At 60.4% G+C, this 17,565-nt stretch carries 13 protein-coding genes and 3 tRNA genes; all 16 read right to left on the reverse strand.

Translation table 11 applies throughout. The features are described 5' to 3' along the window. The 16 genes from KBP52_RS07830 to KBP52_RS07905 all read right to left on the reverse strand — a co-directional run bounded on the left by KBP52_RS07830 (nucleotide 1) and on the right by KBP52_RS07905 (nucleotide 17,436). Nucleotides 1-540, reverse strand: a complete 540-nt coding sequence (locus tag KBP52_RS07830; RefSeq protein WP_212622550.1) for a (2Fe-2S)-binding protein — start codon at nucleotides 538-540, stop codon at nucleotides 1-3. Beyond that, the gene (locus tag KBP52_RS07835) at nucleotides 533-3,364 is read right to left on the reverse strand and encodes a xanthine dehydrogenase family protein molybdopterin-binding subunit (protein WP_212622551.1); all 2,832 of its coding nucleotides are present in this window, start codon (nucleotides 3,362-3,364) and stop codon (nucleotides 533-535) included. Before KBP52_RS07835 ends, KBP52_RS07830 begins: the two co-directional genes overlap by 8 nt. A 498-nt stretch (nucleotides 3,365-3,862) precedes the next feature. Beyond that, nucleotides 3,863-3,939, reverse strand: a tRNA-Asp gene (locus KBP52_RS07840). 93 nt (nucleotides 3,940-4,032) lie between these two features. Next, nucleotides 4,033-4,109, reverse strand: a tRNA-Asp gene (locus tag KBP52_RS07845). Nucleotides 4,110-4,165: 56 nt separating this feature from the next. Then, a tRNA-Val gene (locus KBP52_RS07850) sits at nucleotides 4,166-4,241 on the reverse strand. A gap of 216 nt (nucleotides 4,242-4,457) precedes the next feature. Then, a complete protein-coding gene (locus KBP52_RS07855; RefSeq protein WP_077571931.1) occupies nucleotides 4,458-5,234 on the reverse strand; it encodes an SDR family oxidoreductase in 777 nt (258 codons plus the stop codon). Further along, the gene (locus tag KBP52_RS07860) at nucleotides 5,231-6,442 is read right to left on the reverse strand and encodes an O-succinylhomoserine sulfhydrylase (RefSeq protein WP_077571930.1); all 1,212 of its coding nucleotides are present in this window, start codon (nucleotides 6,440-6,442) and stop codon (nucleotides 5,231-5,233) included. The genes KBP52_RS07855 and KBP52_RS07860 overlap by 4 nt, the downstream gene beginning before the upstream one ends. 73 nt (nucleotides 6,443-6,515) lie before the next feature. Continuing rightward, entirely contained in the window at nucleotides 6,516-8,021 is a 1,506-nt protein-coding gene (purF, locus tag KBP52_RS07865; protein ID WP_007913462.1) for an amidophosphoribosyltransferase, read from the reverse strand. A gap of 41 nt (nucleotides 8,022-8,062) precedes the next feature. Continuing rightward, complete coding sequence (locus KBP52_RS07870) at nucleotides 8,063-8,623, reverse strand: CvpA family protein (RefSeq protein WP_007913461.1); 561 nt, start codon at nucleotides 8,621-8,623, stop codon at nucleotides 8,063-8,065. A 98-nt stretch (nucleotides 8,624-8,721) separates the two neighbouring features. Then, nucleotides 8,722-9,378, reverse strand: coding sequence for an SPOR domain-containing protein (locus tag KBP52_RS07875; RefSeq protein ID WP_212622552.1), 657 nt, complete (start codon nucleotides 9,376-9,378; stop codon nucleotides 8,722-8,724). Then, entirely contained in the window at nucleotides 9,362-10,669 is a 1,308-nt protein-coding gene (gene folC, locus KBP52_RS07880) for a bifunctional tetrahydrofolate synthase/dihydrofolate synthase (RefSeq protein ID WP_212622553.1), read from the reverse strand. Before folC ends, KBP52_RS07875 begins: the two co-directional genes overlap by 17 nt. Next, nucleotides 10,666-11,586: an acetyl-CoA carboxylase, carboxyltransferase subunit beta gene (gene accD / locus KBP52_RS07885; protein WP_007913458.1), complete on the reverse strand. Its 921-nt coding sequence runs from the start codon at nucleotides 11,584-11,586 to the stop codon at nucleotides 10,666-10,668. Before accD ends, folC begins: the two co-directional genes overlap by 4 nt. Nucleotides 11,587-11,790: 204 nt before the next feature. Next, on the reverse strand, nucleotides 11,791-12,417 hold the full coding sequence (locus KBP52_RS07890; protein WP_212622554.1) for a phosphoribosylanthranilate isomerase: 627 nt from the start codon (nucleotides 12,415-12,417) through the stop codon (nucleotides 11,791-11,793). A 65-nt stretch (nucleotides 12,418-12,482) separates the two neighbouring features. Beyond that, entirely contained in the window at nucleotides 12,483-13,307 is an 825-nt protein-coding gene (truA, locus tag KBP52_RS07895) for a tRNA pseudouridine(38-40) synthase TruA (RefSeq protein WP_212623115.1), read from the reverse strand. Between the two features lie 267 nt (nucleotides 13,308-13,574). Beyond that, entirely contained in the window at nucleotides 13,575-16,217 is a 2,643-nt protein-coding gene (locus tag KBP52_RS07900) for a FimV family protein (RefSeq protein WP_212622555.1), read from the reverse strand. Between the two features lie 208 nt (nucleotides 16,218-16,425). Then, nucleotides 16,426-17,436, reverse strand: a complete 1,011-nt coding sequence (locus KBP52_RS07905; RefSeq protein WP_212622556.1) for an aspartate-semialdehyde dehydrogenase — start codon at nucleotides 17,434-17,436, stop codon at nucleotides 16,426-16,428. Between the last annotated feature and the right edge of the window lie 129 nt (nucleotides 17,437-17,565).

Here is a 17,565-nt window from a genome sequence, read left to right on the forward strand (position 1 = left end):
TTAACCCTCCTTGACCAGGCCGAGATCGGTCAGCACGTTGCGGGTGGCGTTGTAATAACGCACGTACCCGGTGCAACGGCAGACGTGATGGCCGAGGCTGTCCTCGATGACTTGTTCGAGCTTGCTCTGCACGATCGGCTGGCGCTGCAGCTTTTCAACCAGCACGGTCGCAGCATTGACGAAGCCCGGCGCGCAGTAGCTGCACTGGAACGCGAACTCATCGACGAAGCGCTGCTGGATCGGATTCAGCTCGGTGACCTGTCCCGATTCGTCGCGCTTGGCGTGAGCTTCGATGGTGCGGACTTTCTTGCCTTCGAAGTAATGCGCGCCGGTGATGCAGGTGCGCACTTCTTCGCTGGTGCCGTCCGGGTTGTCGACGATCACCACACAGGCGTGGCAGATGCCCTGGCCGCAGCCCAGACGCGAGCCGGTGAGGTTTTTATATTCGTGCAGGTAGTCGATCATCGGCAGGTCATCAGGGATGTCCACCGGGCCGACGGATTGACCATTGAGGGTCAGTTGAAGCGGACGGTTAGCCATTGAGGGCCTCCTTGATGCGCGCAGCAGTGATTGGCAGATCGCGAACACGTTTACCGATGGCGTGGGCCACAGCGTTACCGATGGCACCGACAATCGGGATCATCACCACTTCGGCGATGCCTTTCGACGGGTCGCTCGGCGACAGCGCCGGGAGAATCTCCGACGTCTGCTTCCACACGGCAACGTGACGCGCCATCGGCAGACGGTAACGGTTGAAGTTCCAGTCACCCTCCCCCGGTCCACCTTCGTACAGCGGCATCTCTTCCATCAAGGCGTGACCGATGCCCATGGCGATACCGCCTTCGAGCTGGCCTTTGACCAATTCTTCAACCAACACACGACCGCACTCAACCCACGAATGGTGGTTGAGCACTTCGACTTCAGCAGAACCCTTGTTGACCTTCAGTTCGACCAGCGTCGCGACCGGGCTGTAGTAAGTCACGGCAGCGTTGTTCAACTGCACAACCGGATAATTGATGTTCTGGCGGTCCAACAGGTGGAAACCCGCCGTGTTCATCAGCGCTTTCTTCGCTTTCGGTGCGCCATCACCGTACTTCACTGCCAGACCATCCAGCGGCAGACGTTCGCGCACACCGTCGATGCTGTATTCGGCCTCGGCCCAGCTCCAGCGGTTGAACGCGTGAACGGTGGCGCCGGTGACCAGGCCACGCTCGTGAGCGTGTTTGGCCAGCTCTTCGAAGCTCAACGGCTGCATGCCGTTGGCGGTGAGCTTGCCGTCGACCCAGTGCGCATCTTCGCGACGCACCACGTAAGGGTTGGCTTGACCGCCGTAAGGACCCTGACGCCAGATTTCCATGGCCGCCGGCCACAAACCGTTGTTGAACAGCACGCGCGCTGCTTCACGGGTAGCGTGACTGAAGTAGTAAGCCGAGTTGGTCGCGGAAGAAGCCGAAGCCAGTTTGCCGACCCAGCGCGGGTTGCGCAGCAGGTTGTCCTGTTCGGCCTGGCTCATGATGTAAGGGTTGCCGCTGGTGATCAGCTGCATTTCCTTCCATTCGGTTTCGCCGGTCTTCACTTCGTGCGCCGGGCTGCCGAGGAAATCGGCCACGACCAGGGCTTGCGAGGTGGACATGCCGGTGCCGATTTCAATGCCGATGTGGCGCAAGGTGATGCGACCGTCGGCGGTAAACTCAATGCTGGCCATTGGCGCTTCGGAACCGGTGCCGAAGTCTTTCTGGCAAATGGCAAAACCAACGCCGTACCAGTTGTCCGGGTCGGCGGCTTCGCGCTGTTTCTTGATCGCGTCGCGGTTTTTCCAGACCTCGTGCACCGAGGCCTTGTCGAGGATTTCGTGCAGGCGCAAGGCACCGGCCGGGATCGCGCCCTGAGTGTTTTTCATGCCGGAACGCAGGGCGTTCTTGCGACGCAGGTCAATCGCATCGACACCGAGACGGTTGGCGATTTCGTCGACCATCATCTCGGTCGCCGCCATGCTTTGCAGGGTGCCGTAACCGCGCATCGAACCGGCCTCAACACCACGCGAGTGGTAGGCGGTGACTTGCAGATCGTTCTGCGGCATGTAGTAGATCGACTGCGCGGCCGTGGCGCCAACCGCGGCTACCGATGGGCTGTAGTTGATGCGGCCACCACCGTCGACGCTCATTTCAGAGCGGAAAATCTTGAAGCTGTAGTCGTTCTTGTCCACGGCCAATTGGTAGCGGATGTCGAACGGGTGACGCTTGATGCCGCTCTGAAACTGCTCATAGCGGTCGTTGGCCAAGCGCACTGGCACACCGGCGCCGTACAACGCGGCCAGGGCTGCGTAGTAAACGAAGATGTTGTGATCTTTGGAACCGTAACCGACGGTGTAACCCGGGTGCATGTTCAGATTGTCGAGGCCGAAGCGCGACGGCGCGATCATTTTCGCGGTCTCGGTCGCAGCTTCCAGCGGGCACTGGGTAGCCACCACGAAGTGCAGGGTTTTGGTTTTCGGGTCGTACCAGCCGTTGCCGTTATCCGGTTCCATGGCGGCCGGTTCGATCGACGGGGTTTTGTAGCGCTCGTCGAACACCAGCCAGTTGTCCGGCGGCGTATCGATCTCTTTCTTCATGCGGTCGGCGTAGAACAGGCCGCGCTCGGTGAGATTACCGTGCAGATTCGGCTGGGAATTCCATACCGGACGACGGTTTTTCAGCATCGGAAAGAGGATCGAATCCTTCAGGCTGGCGAATTCGTCTTCGTCGGCCGAAGTCGCGCCGCCCACACGTACGTAGCGGAAGCTACCGTAGGGATCGCCTTCGTAGAACGGCACTTGTGCACCGTAACGAATCGCTTTGTCATTGAATTTGAGTTTGTTCTTGGCCTGACGGAAACGCTCGAAGTCATTCCAGATCAGGATCGCCACCGGGTGACCGATGAACATCGGCACCTTGCCTTCTGGCAGCAGCGGATCAGGCGCGTGCTCCTCCGGGAAGACGATGCCGTCCTTGTCCAGGTCAGCGGCGGTGACGATGCGGTCCGGCTGCAAATCGGCGCCGAGCCACGACAGGTCGTAACCGGCGTAGATGCGGTCAGCCTTGATGGTTTTCAGCAGCATGGCGTGGCCTTGCTGCTCGGGCCAGCCCGGCATGTCCTTGGAGCGGATGTCGCGGGCGAAGACTTTGCTGCCGCAGACCTTGGACAGTGCGTCGTTACGCTGACGCGCCTTGCCGTTGCTGCCGAGCCACTTCTCGGACGGCACGGTGACAGTGTTTTCCATCAAGGCAGCCAGCGCCTGACTGCTGAGCGGCGTGAGCGTGACGCTCACACCCGCCACCAGCCCGCCCTGGAGGAACGAGCGCCGGGATATATCACGGTTGGACATGGATCATCCTCTGGGCGGTTATGTGTCCGCCCTTCTGGTTATCTACTGGGGAATCTCGAGTCTTGCAGAAGCCCTCTTTGGCTAAACAAAGGGCGTGTTGACAGTGCAAAGCTGACCGAAAGGTTAACTTTAAAGGTTTCTGCGCTCGCAGCAAACAACCAGTTACAAAAATTTGACTAAAGAATCAAAAAATCAATGCGACGTGAGACCGCAGCAGATTACCAAACCAATAGATATCCCCCTGTGGGAGCGAGCCTGCTCGCGAAGGCGTAGTGTCAGCCAGCACATTATTAGCTGACACACCGCTTTCGCGAGCAGGCTCACTCCTACAGGGATTTGTATTGGATTCAGGATTTAGGCAGGAGAAAAAGAGGTGGATAGCCAAATTTCAGACACAAAAAACCCCGGTCTTTCGACCAGGGTCTTTGCTATCGATTCCGAATCAGCCATTGGCTGCTTTCGGTGCTTCAAGGCGTTCAGTGGTCCTTGAAGCAGATATGGCGCAGCGGACGGGACTCGAACCCGCGACCCCCGGCGTGACAGGCCGGTATTCTAACCGACTGAACTACCGCTGCGTATCGCTTTGAGCTTGCGCTCAAGTAACTCGTTTTGACTGCAAGCTTCGGTGCTTTGCAATCGCGAACCAGACAAGCCTGATTCGTGAAATATGGCGCAGCGGACGGGACTCGAACCCGCGACCCCCGGCGTGACAGGCCGGTATTCTAACCGACTGAACTACCGCTGCGCGTCGGTGCAGGCACTTTCAGCCTACGCTCTTGCTTACGCAAGTTTCTCGGGGAGTGGTGGGTGATGACGGGATCGAACCGCCGACATTCTGCTTGTAAGGCAGACGCTCTCCCAGCTGAGCTAATCACCCGTTTGCATCTCCGAGGCCGCGAAATTTACGCAGGTAGCGAACCTAAGTCAATAGCAGGATTGAAGTTTTTCTAAAAAAGACGAAATTGTTTCCATCCTGCAAGACCGCCTTCGCGAGCAAGCTCGCTCCCACAAGGGGTATGCATTCCAAATGTGGGAGCGAGCCTGCTCGCGAAAGCGTCAGTTCATTCAACGCAAACTCACAGAAAAAGGCGATCTACTCGCTATAGATCATCTTTTTCGTCATGCCGCCGTCGACGACGAATTCCTGCCCGGTGACAAACCCGGCATTCCTCGACAGCAACCAGGCGACCATCGCTGCCACGTCTTCCACCGTCCCTACCCTGCCCGCAGGATGCTGAGCATGATCGGCGTCAGCCAGTGGCTCGGCTCGACGCGCAGAAGGATCCCGCGCATCGATCCAGCCCGGGCTGACTGCATTGACGCGAATCTCCGGCCCCAGACTGATTGCCAGCGCATGCGTCAGCGCCAACAAGCCGCCCTTGCTCGCCGCATACGCCTCGGAGTCCGCCTCCGACTGCCGTGCACGGGTCGAGGCCAGATTGACGATCGACCCGTTATGCGCGCGCAGGTACGGCGCACAGTGTTTGGCCAACAGCATCGGCCCACTGAGGTTTACCGCCAGCACACGATTCCAGTACGCCAGATCGAGGCTTTCCAGAGTGATGTTGTGCGGATCGGCGACCGCCGCGTTGCACACCAGCGCATCGAGGCGACCAAACTGCCCCAGCACTTCAGCAACACCGAGCGCTACCTGGCCCTCATCGGCAACATCCATGGCGATGAACCAGGCGTTTTCGCCCAGTACCTTCGCCACTTTCGAACCGCGCGCACGATCCAGATCGGTCAGCACCACTTGCCAGCCTTCGCTGATCAGCCACGCCGCGATCCCCAGACCGATACCGCGCGCGGCACCCGTGACCAGCGCAACGCGGCCATGGGTACCGGCTTTCGGAGTGGACAACTCGATCACAGCGCTGCCAGACCGCGCGCCAGGTCGGCTTGCAGGTCAGCAACGTCCTCCAGACCGACGGCGATGCGGATCAGGCTGTCGCGAATACCCGCTGCCTCACGCTCCTGCGGCGCCAGACGGCCATGGGAAGTGGTGCTCGGATGGGTGATCGTGGTTTTGCTGTCACCGAGGTTAGCGGTGATCGAAATCAGGCGAGTGGCATCGATGAAGCGCCACGCGCCCTCTTTGCCGCCCTTGACCTCGAAACTCACTACCGCGCCGAAGCCCTTCTGCTGACGTTGGGCCAGTTCGTGCTGCGGATGGCTCTTGAGACCGGCGTAATGGACTTTCTCGATACCGTCCTGCTGCTCCAGCCATTCGGCCAGCTCCTGGGCATTCGCGCAGTGCGCCTTCATCCGCAGGTTCAGAGTTTCCAGGCCTTTGAGGAAGATCCACGCATTGAACGGGCTCAGGGTCGGCCCGGCGGTGCGCAGGAAGCCGACGATTTCTTTCATCTGCTCGCTGCGACCGGCTACCACACCGCCCATGCAACGCCCCTGGCCGTCGATGAACTTGGTCGCCGAATGCACGACGATGTCGGCACCCATTTTCAGCGGCTGTTGCAACGCCGGGGTGCAGAAGCAGTTGTCGACTACCAGCATCGCGCCTTTGGCGTGAGCGATTTCCGCCAGTGCGGCGATATCGACCAGTTCAGCCAGAGGGTTGGATGGCGATTCGACAAAGAGCAATTTGGTGTTCGTCTTGATCGCTGCATCCCAGGCCGACAGGTCAGCCAAGGGCACGTAATCGACTTCCACACCGAAACGCTTGAAGTACTTCTCGAACAGGCTGATGGTCGAACCGAATACGCTGCGCGAAACCAGCACGTGATCGCCAGCACTGCACAGGCTCATCACCACCGCCATGATCGCCGCCATGCCGGTTGCGGTGGCAACGGCTTGCTCGGCGCTTTCCAGCGCGGCAATGCGCTCTTCGAACGCGCGCACGGTCGGGTTGGTGTAACGCGAGTAAACGTTGCCCGGCACTTCGCCAGCAAACCGCGCGGCCGCGTCGGCAGCGGTGCGGAACACGTAGCTGGAAGTGAAGAACATCGGATCACCGTGTTCGCCTTCCGGCGTACGGTGCTGACCGGCACGTACGGCCAGGGTGTCGAACGCTACGCCTTCGAGGTCGCTGTCCAGCCGACCGGCATCCCATTCCTGACTCATGCTGTCACTCCTTGCCCTGTTCGCGAAAATTGAAAGTCAGATACAAAACCGGCCCCTCAGGGCCGGTGATAACTCAGTTGTTGTACAGATCGATGATCGCACTGACCGCTTGGGTCTTGATCTTCGAGGAGTCGTTACGCGCCTGTTCGATCTTGTTCAGGTACGCCTCGTCGACGTCGCCGGTGACGTACTTGCCGTCGAACACCGCACAATCGAAGTTCTCGATCTTGATCTTGCCGCCACCGACCGCTTCGATCAAGTCAGGCAAGTCCTGATAGATCAGCCAGTCAGCGCCGATCAGATCCGCCACGTCCTGAGTCGAACGGTTGTGTGCGATCAGTTCGTGCGCGCTCGGCATATCGATGCCGTAGACGTTCGGGAAGCGAACCGCCGGAGCAGCCGAGCAGAAGTAGACGTTTTTCGCGCCGGCTTCACGGGCCATCTGGATGATCTGCTTGCAGGTGGTGCCGCGCACGATCGAGTCGTCGACCAGCATCACGTTCTTGCCGCGGAATTCCAGCTCGATGGCGTTGAGCTTCTGGCGTACCGATTTCTTGCGCGCGGCCTGGCCAGGCATGATGAAGGTACGACCGATGTAACGGTTCTTGACGAAACCTTCGCGGAATTTCACGCCCAAGTGGTTGGCCAGCTCCAGTGCCGCAGTGCGGCTGGTGTCCGGAATCGGGATAACCACGTCAATGTCGTGCTCTGGACGCTCGCGCAGGATCTTCTCGGCGAGTTTCTCACCCATGCGCAGACGGGCCTTGTAGACCGACACGCCGTCGATGATCGAATCCGGACGCGCCAGGTAGACGTGTTCGAAAATGCACGGGGTCAGAGACGGGTTGGTCGCGCACTGACGGGTGTGCAGCTTGCCGTCTTCAGTGATGTAGACCGCTTCGCCCGGGGCCAGGTCGCGAATCAGGGTGAAACCGAGCACGTCCAGCGAAACGCTTTCCGAGGCGATCATGTACTCGACGCCTTCGTCGGTGTGACGCTGGCCGAACACGATCGGACGGATGCCGTGCGGGTCACGGAAACCGACGATGCCGTAACCGGTCACCATCGCCACAACGGCGTAACCACCGACACAACGGTTGTGCACGTCGGTCACGGCGGCAAACACGTCTTCTTCCGTCGGCTGCAGCTTGCCGCGCTGGGCCAGCTCGTGGGCGAACACGTTGAGCAGCACTTCCGAATCGGAACTGGTGTTGACGTGACGCAGATCGGATTCGTAGATCTCTTTGGCCAACTGTTCAACGTTGGTCAGGTTACCGTTGTGCGCCAGGGTGATGCCGTAAGGCGAGTTGACGTAAAACGGCTGGGCTTCGGCCGAAGTCGAGCTGCCCGCGGTCGGATAACGGACGTGGCCGATACCCATGTGGCCGACCAGACGCTGCATGTGACGCTGCTGAAACACGTCACGCACCAGGCCATTGTCCTTGCGCAGGAACAACCGGCCATCATGGCTGGTGACGATACCGGCAGCGTCCTGGCCGCGGTGCTGGAGCACGGTTAGCGCGTCATACAGCGCCTGATTGACGTTCGACTTACCGACGATACCGACGATGCCACACATGCGACGCAACCCCTACTTAATGGATCTGAACTGAACAACACTCACTGAGGCGTTTTCGCCGACGGCAAGAGTTGCTCCTTGAACGGAATATCAGCGGGTACGCTGATTCCGCTGGCAAGCCACTGACTGCTCCACCCGAGAATCAGGTTTTTGGACCAATCAGCGACCAATAGAAATTTTGGTACGAGCTGTGATTCTTTCCACCACCCGTCCTGCTGTACCGGCCCCAGGCTCAACAGCCCGACCGCCACGACCACCAGCAACACGCCACGCGCTGCGCCGAAGGCCATGCCGAGGAATCGATCGGTCCCGGACAACCCGGTGACGCGAACCAACTCGCCGATAAGATAATTGATCATTGCGCCCACGATCAGTGTGGCGACAAACATGATGGCACAGCCCGCGATCACGCGAGCCGATGGGGTTTCGATGTATCCGGCGAGGTACTCGGACAATGAGCCACCGAACATCCAGGCGACGACTCCTGCGATGATCCAGGTCACCAGCGATAATGCTTCCTTGACGAAGCCGCGGCTCAAACTGATCAAAGCGGAGATGGCGATGATTGCAACGATCGCCCAGTCAACCCAGGTAAATGGCACAGTGCAGCCTACAGACGGATAAGGCGGCGCATTTTAGCAGAGCGCATGCCTCTCGGTAAGCTGCGATTGTCAGTGCATTTCAATCGGCGCGATAGTTTTTAGCCGCGCTCAGGCTGGAAGCGCACAACAAAACCCTTGAGGTTCTGCTGACGACCCAACAGATCACGCAGACGATCGGCTTCGGCACGCTCGATCAGCGGACCGACAAACACCCGATTCTTGCCATCGGCCGAACGGATATAGGCGTTATAGCCTTGGCTGCGCAGGGTTTTCTGCAGACTCTCGGCGCTGGCGCGGCTCGACAGACTGGCCAGTTGCACCGACCAGCTCACCGACAGACCGTTGGCATCGACGCGGCTTTGCGTGGTGTCTGGCTTGGTCGAGGACGCAGTGATCGGCTGAGCAGGTGCCGGAATCGGCTTGGCCACCGCGGGCGGCGCAACAGGCTTGGTGATCATAATGGGCGCCGCCGGTGCCGGTGCCGGAGCAACGGGTGCAGCAGGCGCAGTTTCTTCTGCGACTTCTTCATCCGTCGGCACAGGTTCTTGCGGCAAGGCTTGCGGCTCGGGAACAGCCACCGTTTCCATTTGCACTTGCGGCACGACAGGCGCTTGCGGAGCGGCCGGCGCTTCGACAGTTACCTGACGCTGCTCGTCCTGACGGGAAAACAGCATCGGCAGGAAGATCACCGCCAGCGCAACCAGCACCAGAGCGCCAACCATGCGCTGCTTGTACGCTTTATCCAGCAAAGCCATTTGCCGCTTCCTCCGTGGAGCGCCGGGCCAGCCATTCAAGGGCCTCGGCGACACAATAAAATGATCCGAACAACAGAATCTCGTCGTCGCTTGTAGCCACCGCGCACTGCCCCTCCAGGGCGGCGGCGACACTGTCGTAAGACGTGACCGCAGCGCCAAGGTTCTGCAAGGCAGCGTTTAATTCAGCCACTGGACGTGCGCGCGGCGAATCCAGCGGCGCCACCGCCCAATGCTCGACACTAGCATTCAATTCGCTGACAACACCATCCAGATCCTTGTCCGCCAGCAAACCAAACACTGCCAGGCGCTTGCCGACCGGTGGTCGCGAGGCCAGACGGCGGGCCAGATACTCGGCGGCATGCGGGTTATGCCCCACATCCAGCAACAGATTCAGGCGCTTGCCGTTCCACTCGAAGGAGCGACGATCCAGACGACCGACCACGCGAGTGGCCTGCAACGCAGCGACGATCTGCTGGGCATTCCACGGCAAACCGAGCAGCAGATACGCCTGCAACGCCAGCGCGGCGTTTTCCATCGGCAGATCGAGCAGCGGCAAGTCACGCAGCTCAACAGCCTGACCGCGCGCATCGGTGCCACGCCATTGCCAGTGCTGATCAGTGATGCCGAGATCGAAGTCGCGCCCGCGCAGGAAGAACGGACAGGCCAGTTCTCGCGCCTTGTCGAGCAACGGTTGCGGAGGATTCAGATCGCCGCACAAGGCAGGTTTGCCCTGACGGAAAATTCCGGCTTTCTCGAAAGCCACGGATTCGCGGGTGTCGCCCAGATAATCGGCGTGATCGACGCCAATACTGGTGACCAGCGCGATATCGGCATCGACCACGTTGACCGTGTCCAGACGCCCGCCCAGCCCGACTTCCAGCACCACCGCATCAAGCCCGGCCTGTTGAAACAGCCAGAACGCCGCGAGAGTGCCCATTTCGAAGTAAGTCAGGGAAGTGTCGCCGCGCCCGGCCTCGACTGCTGCAAAGGCTTCGCACAGCTGTGCGTCAGTGGCTTCGACGCCATTGAGCTGCACCCGCTCGTTGTAACGCAGCAGGTGCGGAGAATTGTAGACACCAACGCTCAGGCCCTGCGCGCGCAGCAATGAAGCCACGAAAGCGCAGGTCGAACCCTTGCCGTTGGTGCCGGTGACCGTGATCACCCGAGGCGCCGGCTGGCCCAGCCCCATGCGGGACGCTACCTGTTGCGAACGCTCCAGACCCATGTCGATGGCCGACGGATGCAACTGCTCAAGGTAGGCGAGCCATTCGCCAAGGGTGCGCTCGGTCATAGGCCAGCAGGGACCGGTGGAACCACGATCGGCTCGATTGGCGCGGCTACGAATTTCGGCGTCGGCTTACCAGTCATCTGTGCCAGCAGGTTACCCAGACGCGGGCGCAGTTCCTGACGGTGGATGATCATGTCGATCGCGCCGTGTTCCAGCAGGAATTCACTGCGCTGGAAGCCTTCCGGCAGTTTTTCACGCACGGTTTGCTCGATAACGCGCGGGCCAGCGAAGCCGATCAGGGCTTTCGGCTCACCAACGATCACGTCGCCAAGCATCGCCAGACTCGCCGAAACACCGCCGTAGACCGGGTCGGTCAGTACGGAGATGAATGGAATGCCTTCTTCACGCAGACGCGCCAGCACGGCAGAAGTCTTGGCCATCTGCATCAGCGAGATCAGCGCCTCCTGCATGCGCGCACCACCGGAGGCGGCGAAGCAGATCATCGGGCAGCGATTTTCCAGCGCGTAGTTGGCGGCGCGCACGAAGCGCTCACCGACGATGGCGCCCATCGAACCGCCCATGAAGGCGAACTCAAAGGCCGAAACCACTACGGGCATGCCCAGCAAGGTGCCGCTGACGGAGATCAGCGCATCTTTTTCGCCGGTCTGTTTCTGTGCAGCGGTCAGGCGATCCTTGTACTTCTTGCCGTCGCGGAATTTCAGACGGTCAACCGGCTCCAGATCGGCGCCCAGTTCGTTGCGACCTTCGGCATCGAGGAAGATGTCGATGCGCGCACGTGCGCCGATGCGCATGTGGTGGTTGCATTTAGGGCAAACGTCCAGGGTCTTTTCCAGCTCTGGACGATACAACACCGCCTCGCAAGACGGGCATTTGTGCCACAGACCTTCAGGGACCGAGCTCTTCTTGACCTCGGAACGCATGATCGAAGGGATCAGTTTGTCTACTAACCAGTTGCTCATGCTTTCTTTCTCCAGTACCGGCGGCCCGAACGCTCTGGTTCGCAGCCCCGCGTATGCCCTTCAGCTAAATTCATGTGTGTGGCGATGGTTGCCGGACTGCCACGATCAGCGCGAAACATGACCTGCGTGCGATCCAGAAACCCTCAGCCGCGCCTGCTTTGTGCAAGTGCATTGATGGACGGCGGCAGACTGCCAGCCGTCACATCAATATGGCGCTTTGCGTACCGCGTTGATGAACGCGTGAATCTTTGCGTGATCCTTGATGCCCTTGCTCGCCTCTACCCCACCGCTGACATCCACCGCGTACGGTTTCACCCGAGCCACGGCGTCTGCTACGTTCTCCGGGGTCAAACCACCGGCCAGAATCAACGGTTTGCTCAAACCTTGCGGAATCAATGACCAGTCAAACGCCTCACCGGTTCCACCGGGCACGCCCTCAACGTAGGTGTCGAGCAGCACACCACTGGCGCTCGGATAGGCATCGACCGCCGCCGCAATGTCATCACCGGCCTTGACCCGCAGCGCCTTGATATACGGACGATGCCAGCCTTCGCAGTCTTCAGCGACTTCATCGCCATGGAACTGCAACAGATCCAGCGGCACGGCATCGAGGATTTCCCCCAACTCGCAGCGACTGGCGTTGACGAACAGGCCCACGGTGGTCACGAACGGCGGCAATGCCTGAATAATCGCCCGCGCCTGCTGCACGGTGACAGCGCGTGGACTCTTGGCGTAGAACACGAACCCGATCGCATCCGCTCCGGCCTCAACGGCGGCCAGCGCATCTTCTATGCGGGTAATCCCGCAGATCTTGCTGCGAACGGCTGACATGTCGAGAAAAACTCCGAGGTAAAAACCGGGAAAGTCCCGGATGGTAACAAAAGCGTTCGAGGGCGTCAGCCGTCAAGTTCGGAGAAACCCGTAAGGAAATGTGGCCCGATAAAACGCTCGGGCAACGGGAATTCGTCGTGGTACTCGACCTGCACCAGATACAGACCGTACGGATGCGCCGTAACGCCACCGGAACGGCGCTCGCGGCTTTCCAGCACTTCCTTCATCCATTCCACCGGACGCTCGCCGGCACCTATGGTCATCAACACACCGGCGATGTTGCGCACCATATGATGCAGAAACGCATTGGCGCGGATGTCGAGCACGATCATCTTGCCGTGGCGGGTCACGCGCAGGTGATGCATCTTCTTGATCGGCGACTTGGCCTGGCACTGGCCGGCGCGGAAGGCACTGAAATCGTGGGTGCCGATCAGGTACCGCGCGGCCTCAGCCATGCGCTCGACGTCCAGCGGACGGTGGTTCCAGGTGATCTCTTCGTTGAGATGCGCCGGGCGGATCTGATCGTTGTAGATCACATAGCGATAACGCCGCGCGATGGCTTTGAACCGCGCGTGAAAATGCGCTGGCATCACCCGCGCCCAACTGACGCTGATGTCATGGGGCAGATTGATGTTGGCGCCCATGACCCAGGCTTTCAGCGAACGATCGACGGTGGTATCGAAATGCACCACTTGTCCGCAGGCATGCACGCCGGCGTCGGTGCGCCCGGCGCACTGTAGCGAAACCGGCGAGTTGGCGACTTTCGACAGGGCTTTTTCGAGCTCTTCCTGCACCGTCGCCACACCCGTCAACTGACGCTGCCAGCCGCTGTAGCGCGAGCCTTTGTACTCAACGCCCAGCGCGACGCGGTAAAAGCCGTCGGGGGCCATTTCGGCGACCGGGTTATCTATGTTTGCCAAGGTGGGACAGCCTGCTGTTTGTGCAAAGGCGGGCATTATAAGGCTGTGGTTCAGGGATGCCAGAACTCTCTATTGGCAGTTCTGGCCCTATCGCGAGCAGGCTCACTCCTACAGGGGAACGCATTCCAAATGTAGGAGTGAGCCTGCTCGCGATAGCAATCCTTCAGCCACCACTGAATCCCGCCCAAACAAAAACGGCAGCCTCAATGGGCTGCCGTTTTGTTTACCGCAGATTTACTACAGGCTCGAAAGCATGTCCTTGGCCTCGCCACGTTGCTTCTCGTCACCCTCGGTCAACACTTCGTTGAGGATGTCGCGCGCGCCGTCGCTGTCGCCCATGTCGATGTAGGCCTGGGCGAGATCGAGCTTGGTCGCGGCTTCATCAGTGCCTGCGAGGAAGTCGAAATCGTCTTCACCCAGATCACCACCGCTTGCCGCGTCAGCTTCGGTGAAAGTCGGCTCGGCAATGCTCTGCGACAGACGATCCAGCTCGGCATTGACGTCGTCCAGTTCGGCAGCGAACGTATCAGGCTCGGCCGCTGGGTTGCTGTCCATTTCATCGGCCAGCGACAGATCGAAATCGGCCGGCAGTTCCAGATCATCCTGTGGCACGTCAGCTACCACCGGCGGTTCTACTGGCGACAGATCTTTCACGCCTTCGTCCAGATCCAGCAGGAAGTCATCGTCCGCCAGATCAACCGCAGGCGCCGGCTCGGCCCCCAGATCCATATCCAGGTCGAAGTCCGACAGGTCGTCCAGGTTTTCTTTGATCTCGGTCTGCTGCTGCAGCACCGATTCAAAGCTCAGGTCGTCGTCCGCTGGAAACTCGTCCAGCTCGACCGGCGCTTCAGGTTCAACCACCGGCGCAGGCTCTACCGGGGTGATGTTGTCGAGATCGTCCAGGCTCAGGTCAAACGCGCTGTCCAGATCGTCTTCCGCTGGCGCCGGCGCAGGTGCTTCCGGCTCATCCAGCAGCAGATCCTTGACGTATTGCGCGTCCAGTTCGGCGGCCACGGCAGCAGCGGCCAGACCCGAAGCAGCGACCACGGCCATGGCCGGGAAGCGGCTTTTCAGCTCTTCGACCTTGGCGAAGTTGTCGCCATTGGCGACCAACTGACGCTCCTGACCGACGAAGGCATCGCGGTCGCCCTGCTGACCGTAGACTTCCATCAGCTTCAGACGCAGATCACTGCGCTGCGGCTCGAGGCTGACGCCCTCTTCGAGCAGCGCGGCAGCCTGATTCAAACGACCGGCATTGATATGCGACTGCGCCTTGTCGAGCACGTCATCGGAACGTTCGGCGGCCGGTGCCACCAGCGGCGCAGCAATCGGTTCAGCCATCACGATCGGCGCGACTACCGGAGCCACTACGGCTGCCGGAGCAGGTGCCGGGGTGTTGAGCTTGACGCTGGCCGCCGGGGTTTCCAGACCTTCGAAGCTGCTTTCCGGCAGATCCTGCTCGGCGGAGAACTCTTGTTCTTCCGACAGAGCGCGGGCCATGCGCAGATGTTTCTCGGCTTCCTGCTGGGCCTTGCGGCGACGTGCCAGCAGCAACAGCAGGAGCGCCAGAACCACAGCACCGCCACCGATCAGACCCAGCAGGATCGGATTGGTCAGCAGCTCATTGAAGGTTTTCTCTTCATCGACAGGCGGCTTTGGTGCGACCACTGGCTCGACGACTGGTGTTTCAGCCGGCGGCGCAATGGCCGATTCTGGCGTCGGCGCTGCTTCAGCCGGGGTGGCCGGCGGTGTGGCAGCCAGCTCAGCCGTGATCGCAGGCACCGCCGGTGCAGCAGCGTTGGCGGCCGGCGCTGCGCCCGCCCCTTCAGCCTGCAGTTTCGCCAGCTGATTGTTTTTCAGCTCGATGAGTTTTTGCAGCTTGTCCATCTGGCTTTGCAGATCGGACATGCGGCTTTTCAATTCCTCATTGTCACGACGGGTCGTGTCGAGGCTTTCCTGAGTGACCGCAAGCTTGTTGCTCAGCGCCTTGGCGTCACCCGCCGGGCCTTTGCCGCGCGCCTTGGCGCTTTCGGCGGAAACCAGACTCAGATTGTCCTGGGCGTTCTGTGCTGCACCGGTATTGCCACGACCACGGTTGGTCGCATCGAGTTGCTGTTGGCCAGTGCCTGGTTTGGCCACATAACGACGGCCCTGACGCCAGGCTTCGTTCTGCGCCGCGACTTCAGCAATCGCTTTCGATTGCGGCAGCGCGGTGCTTTGCACCGCATCCGGCAGACGCAACACCTGGCCGGTTTTCAGACGGTTGATGTTGCCGCCGATGAACGCATCCGGGTTCAGCGCTTGAATGGCCAGCATGGTCTGCTGCACAGAACCGCCGGTACGCGCCTTCGCGGCGATTTCCCACAGGGTGTCGCGCGGCGTGGTGGTGTATTGGGTCGGATGCGTAGCGCCAGTGGTCGGCGCTGCGATGGTCTGCGACGGCGCTGGTTGTGCAGCGGCGTCAGCGGTCTGTGGCGAGAACTTCGACGGATCGAGCAGCACACTGTAGTCGCGCAGCAGACGGCCGTTCGGCCACATCACCTGCACGAGGAATTTGACCATCGGCTCCGACAGCGGCTTGCTCGAGGTTACGCGCAGCACGCTTTTGCCGCTGGCGTTGAGTACCGGGGTAAATGTCAGATCATTGAGGAAGGCCTGGCGATCGACGCCGGCCTTGGCAAAATCTTCGGGTGAAGCCAGGCTCGGCACCACTTCGGCAGCGGTGAGATCCTTGACGTCGAGCAGCTCGATTTCAGCCACCAGCGGCTGGTTCAGGGTCGACTTCAGGGTCAGCTCCCCGAGCCCGAGGGCATGCGCCATACCGGAGGACAGCGCCGAGGCGGCCGCTATTGCTAACACCAGTTTGCGAACTTGAACCATAGCCTCATCCTTTGTTTGAACGTTCCTCGGCCAGCGAGAAGATGTTGAATACCGCTGCCGTAAGGCATTGCGCGCGACGACGACAGATGTCGCGCGCGATCATTTCTTTGATGCCCCGGAATGTCCCGGAGGGTGACACGTTATCAAGCAATCTGGGCAAGCATAGCGCTCACCTAGAATCAGTCGACAAATTGTTGCCAAGTATCTTTTACAGCAGGTCTTTTATCAACAATTCAGCCACCTGCACAGCGTTAAGGGCCGCGCCTTTGCGTACGTTATCTGACGTCAGCCACAGATTTAGTTCCGCCGGGTCGTCGACACCGCTGCGCACGCGACCGACATAGACAACGTCCTGCCCTACCGCGTCACCGACTGCGGTCGGGTAATCACCGGCCTCAACCAGCTCGATACCGGCCGCGTCTTCGAGGGCAGCGTTGACTTTTGCCAGGTCGACAGCCGACGTTGACTGCAAAGTCACGCTAAGGCTATCGCCAAAAAACACCGGGGCTTGAACGCAAGTTGCGGAAATCTTTAATAAAGGCTTGGCCAGCACCTGACGCAACTCGCGCACCAGACGCTTTTCCAGCAGTGTATGGCCCTGCGCATCGGGCGTGCCGACCTGGGCCAGCAGGTTGAAGGCCATCTGCCGGTCGAAGAAAGTCGGCTCCAATGGGCGCATGTTCAACAGCTCGGCGGTCTGCCGCGCCAGCTCGGTCACGGCTTCACGGCCTTGGGCGGACACGGCCAGATTGGCGGTGACGTTGACATATTGCAGGTCAAGCAGGTCAAGCAGTGGCGCCAGCACCACGGCCAGCGAAGTGGCCGACGGGCTTGGACTGCCGACCTGGAACGGTGCTTTCAAAGCGGCGAGCACTTTGGCATTGGCTTCCGGCACCACTTGCGGCGCTTGATCGGCCGGCAAGGCGCCGGACAGGTCGATCAGCGAGCAACCGGCGGCGTGGGCACGGGCGGCGTAGCTCAGGGTAATGGCCGGGCCGGCGGCGAAGAACACCAGTTTGACCTTGCTGAAATCGAACTCGTCGACTTCGCGAACGCGCACGTTCTTATTGCGGAACAGCACCGAGCTGCCAGCGGATTCGCTGCTCGCCAACAGGTGCAGGTTAGCAACCGGGAAGCTGCGCTCTTCGAGAATCTGTACGAGGGTTTCGCCGACAGTACCGGTGGCGCCGATCACGGCAATATCTAGGGTCTGGGTCATGGTGCGAGCCTCTGGCGAAACGGGGGGAGCGGCACTTTACCGGGTGACTGGCGCACAGGCAATTTCTGCCCAACATTTGCGGTGTCTGGACCGGCCCCTTCGCGAGCAGGCTCGCTCCCACCTTTGAAA

It is taken from the genome of Pseudomonas sp. SCA2728.1_7, assembly GCF_018138145.1.
GTDB classification, from domain to species: domain Bacteria; phylum Pseudomonadota; class Gammaproteobacteria; order Pseudomonadales; family Pseudomonadaceae; genus Aquipseudomonas; species Aquipseudomonas koreensis_A.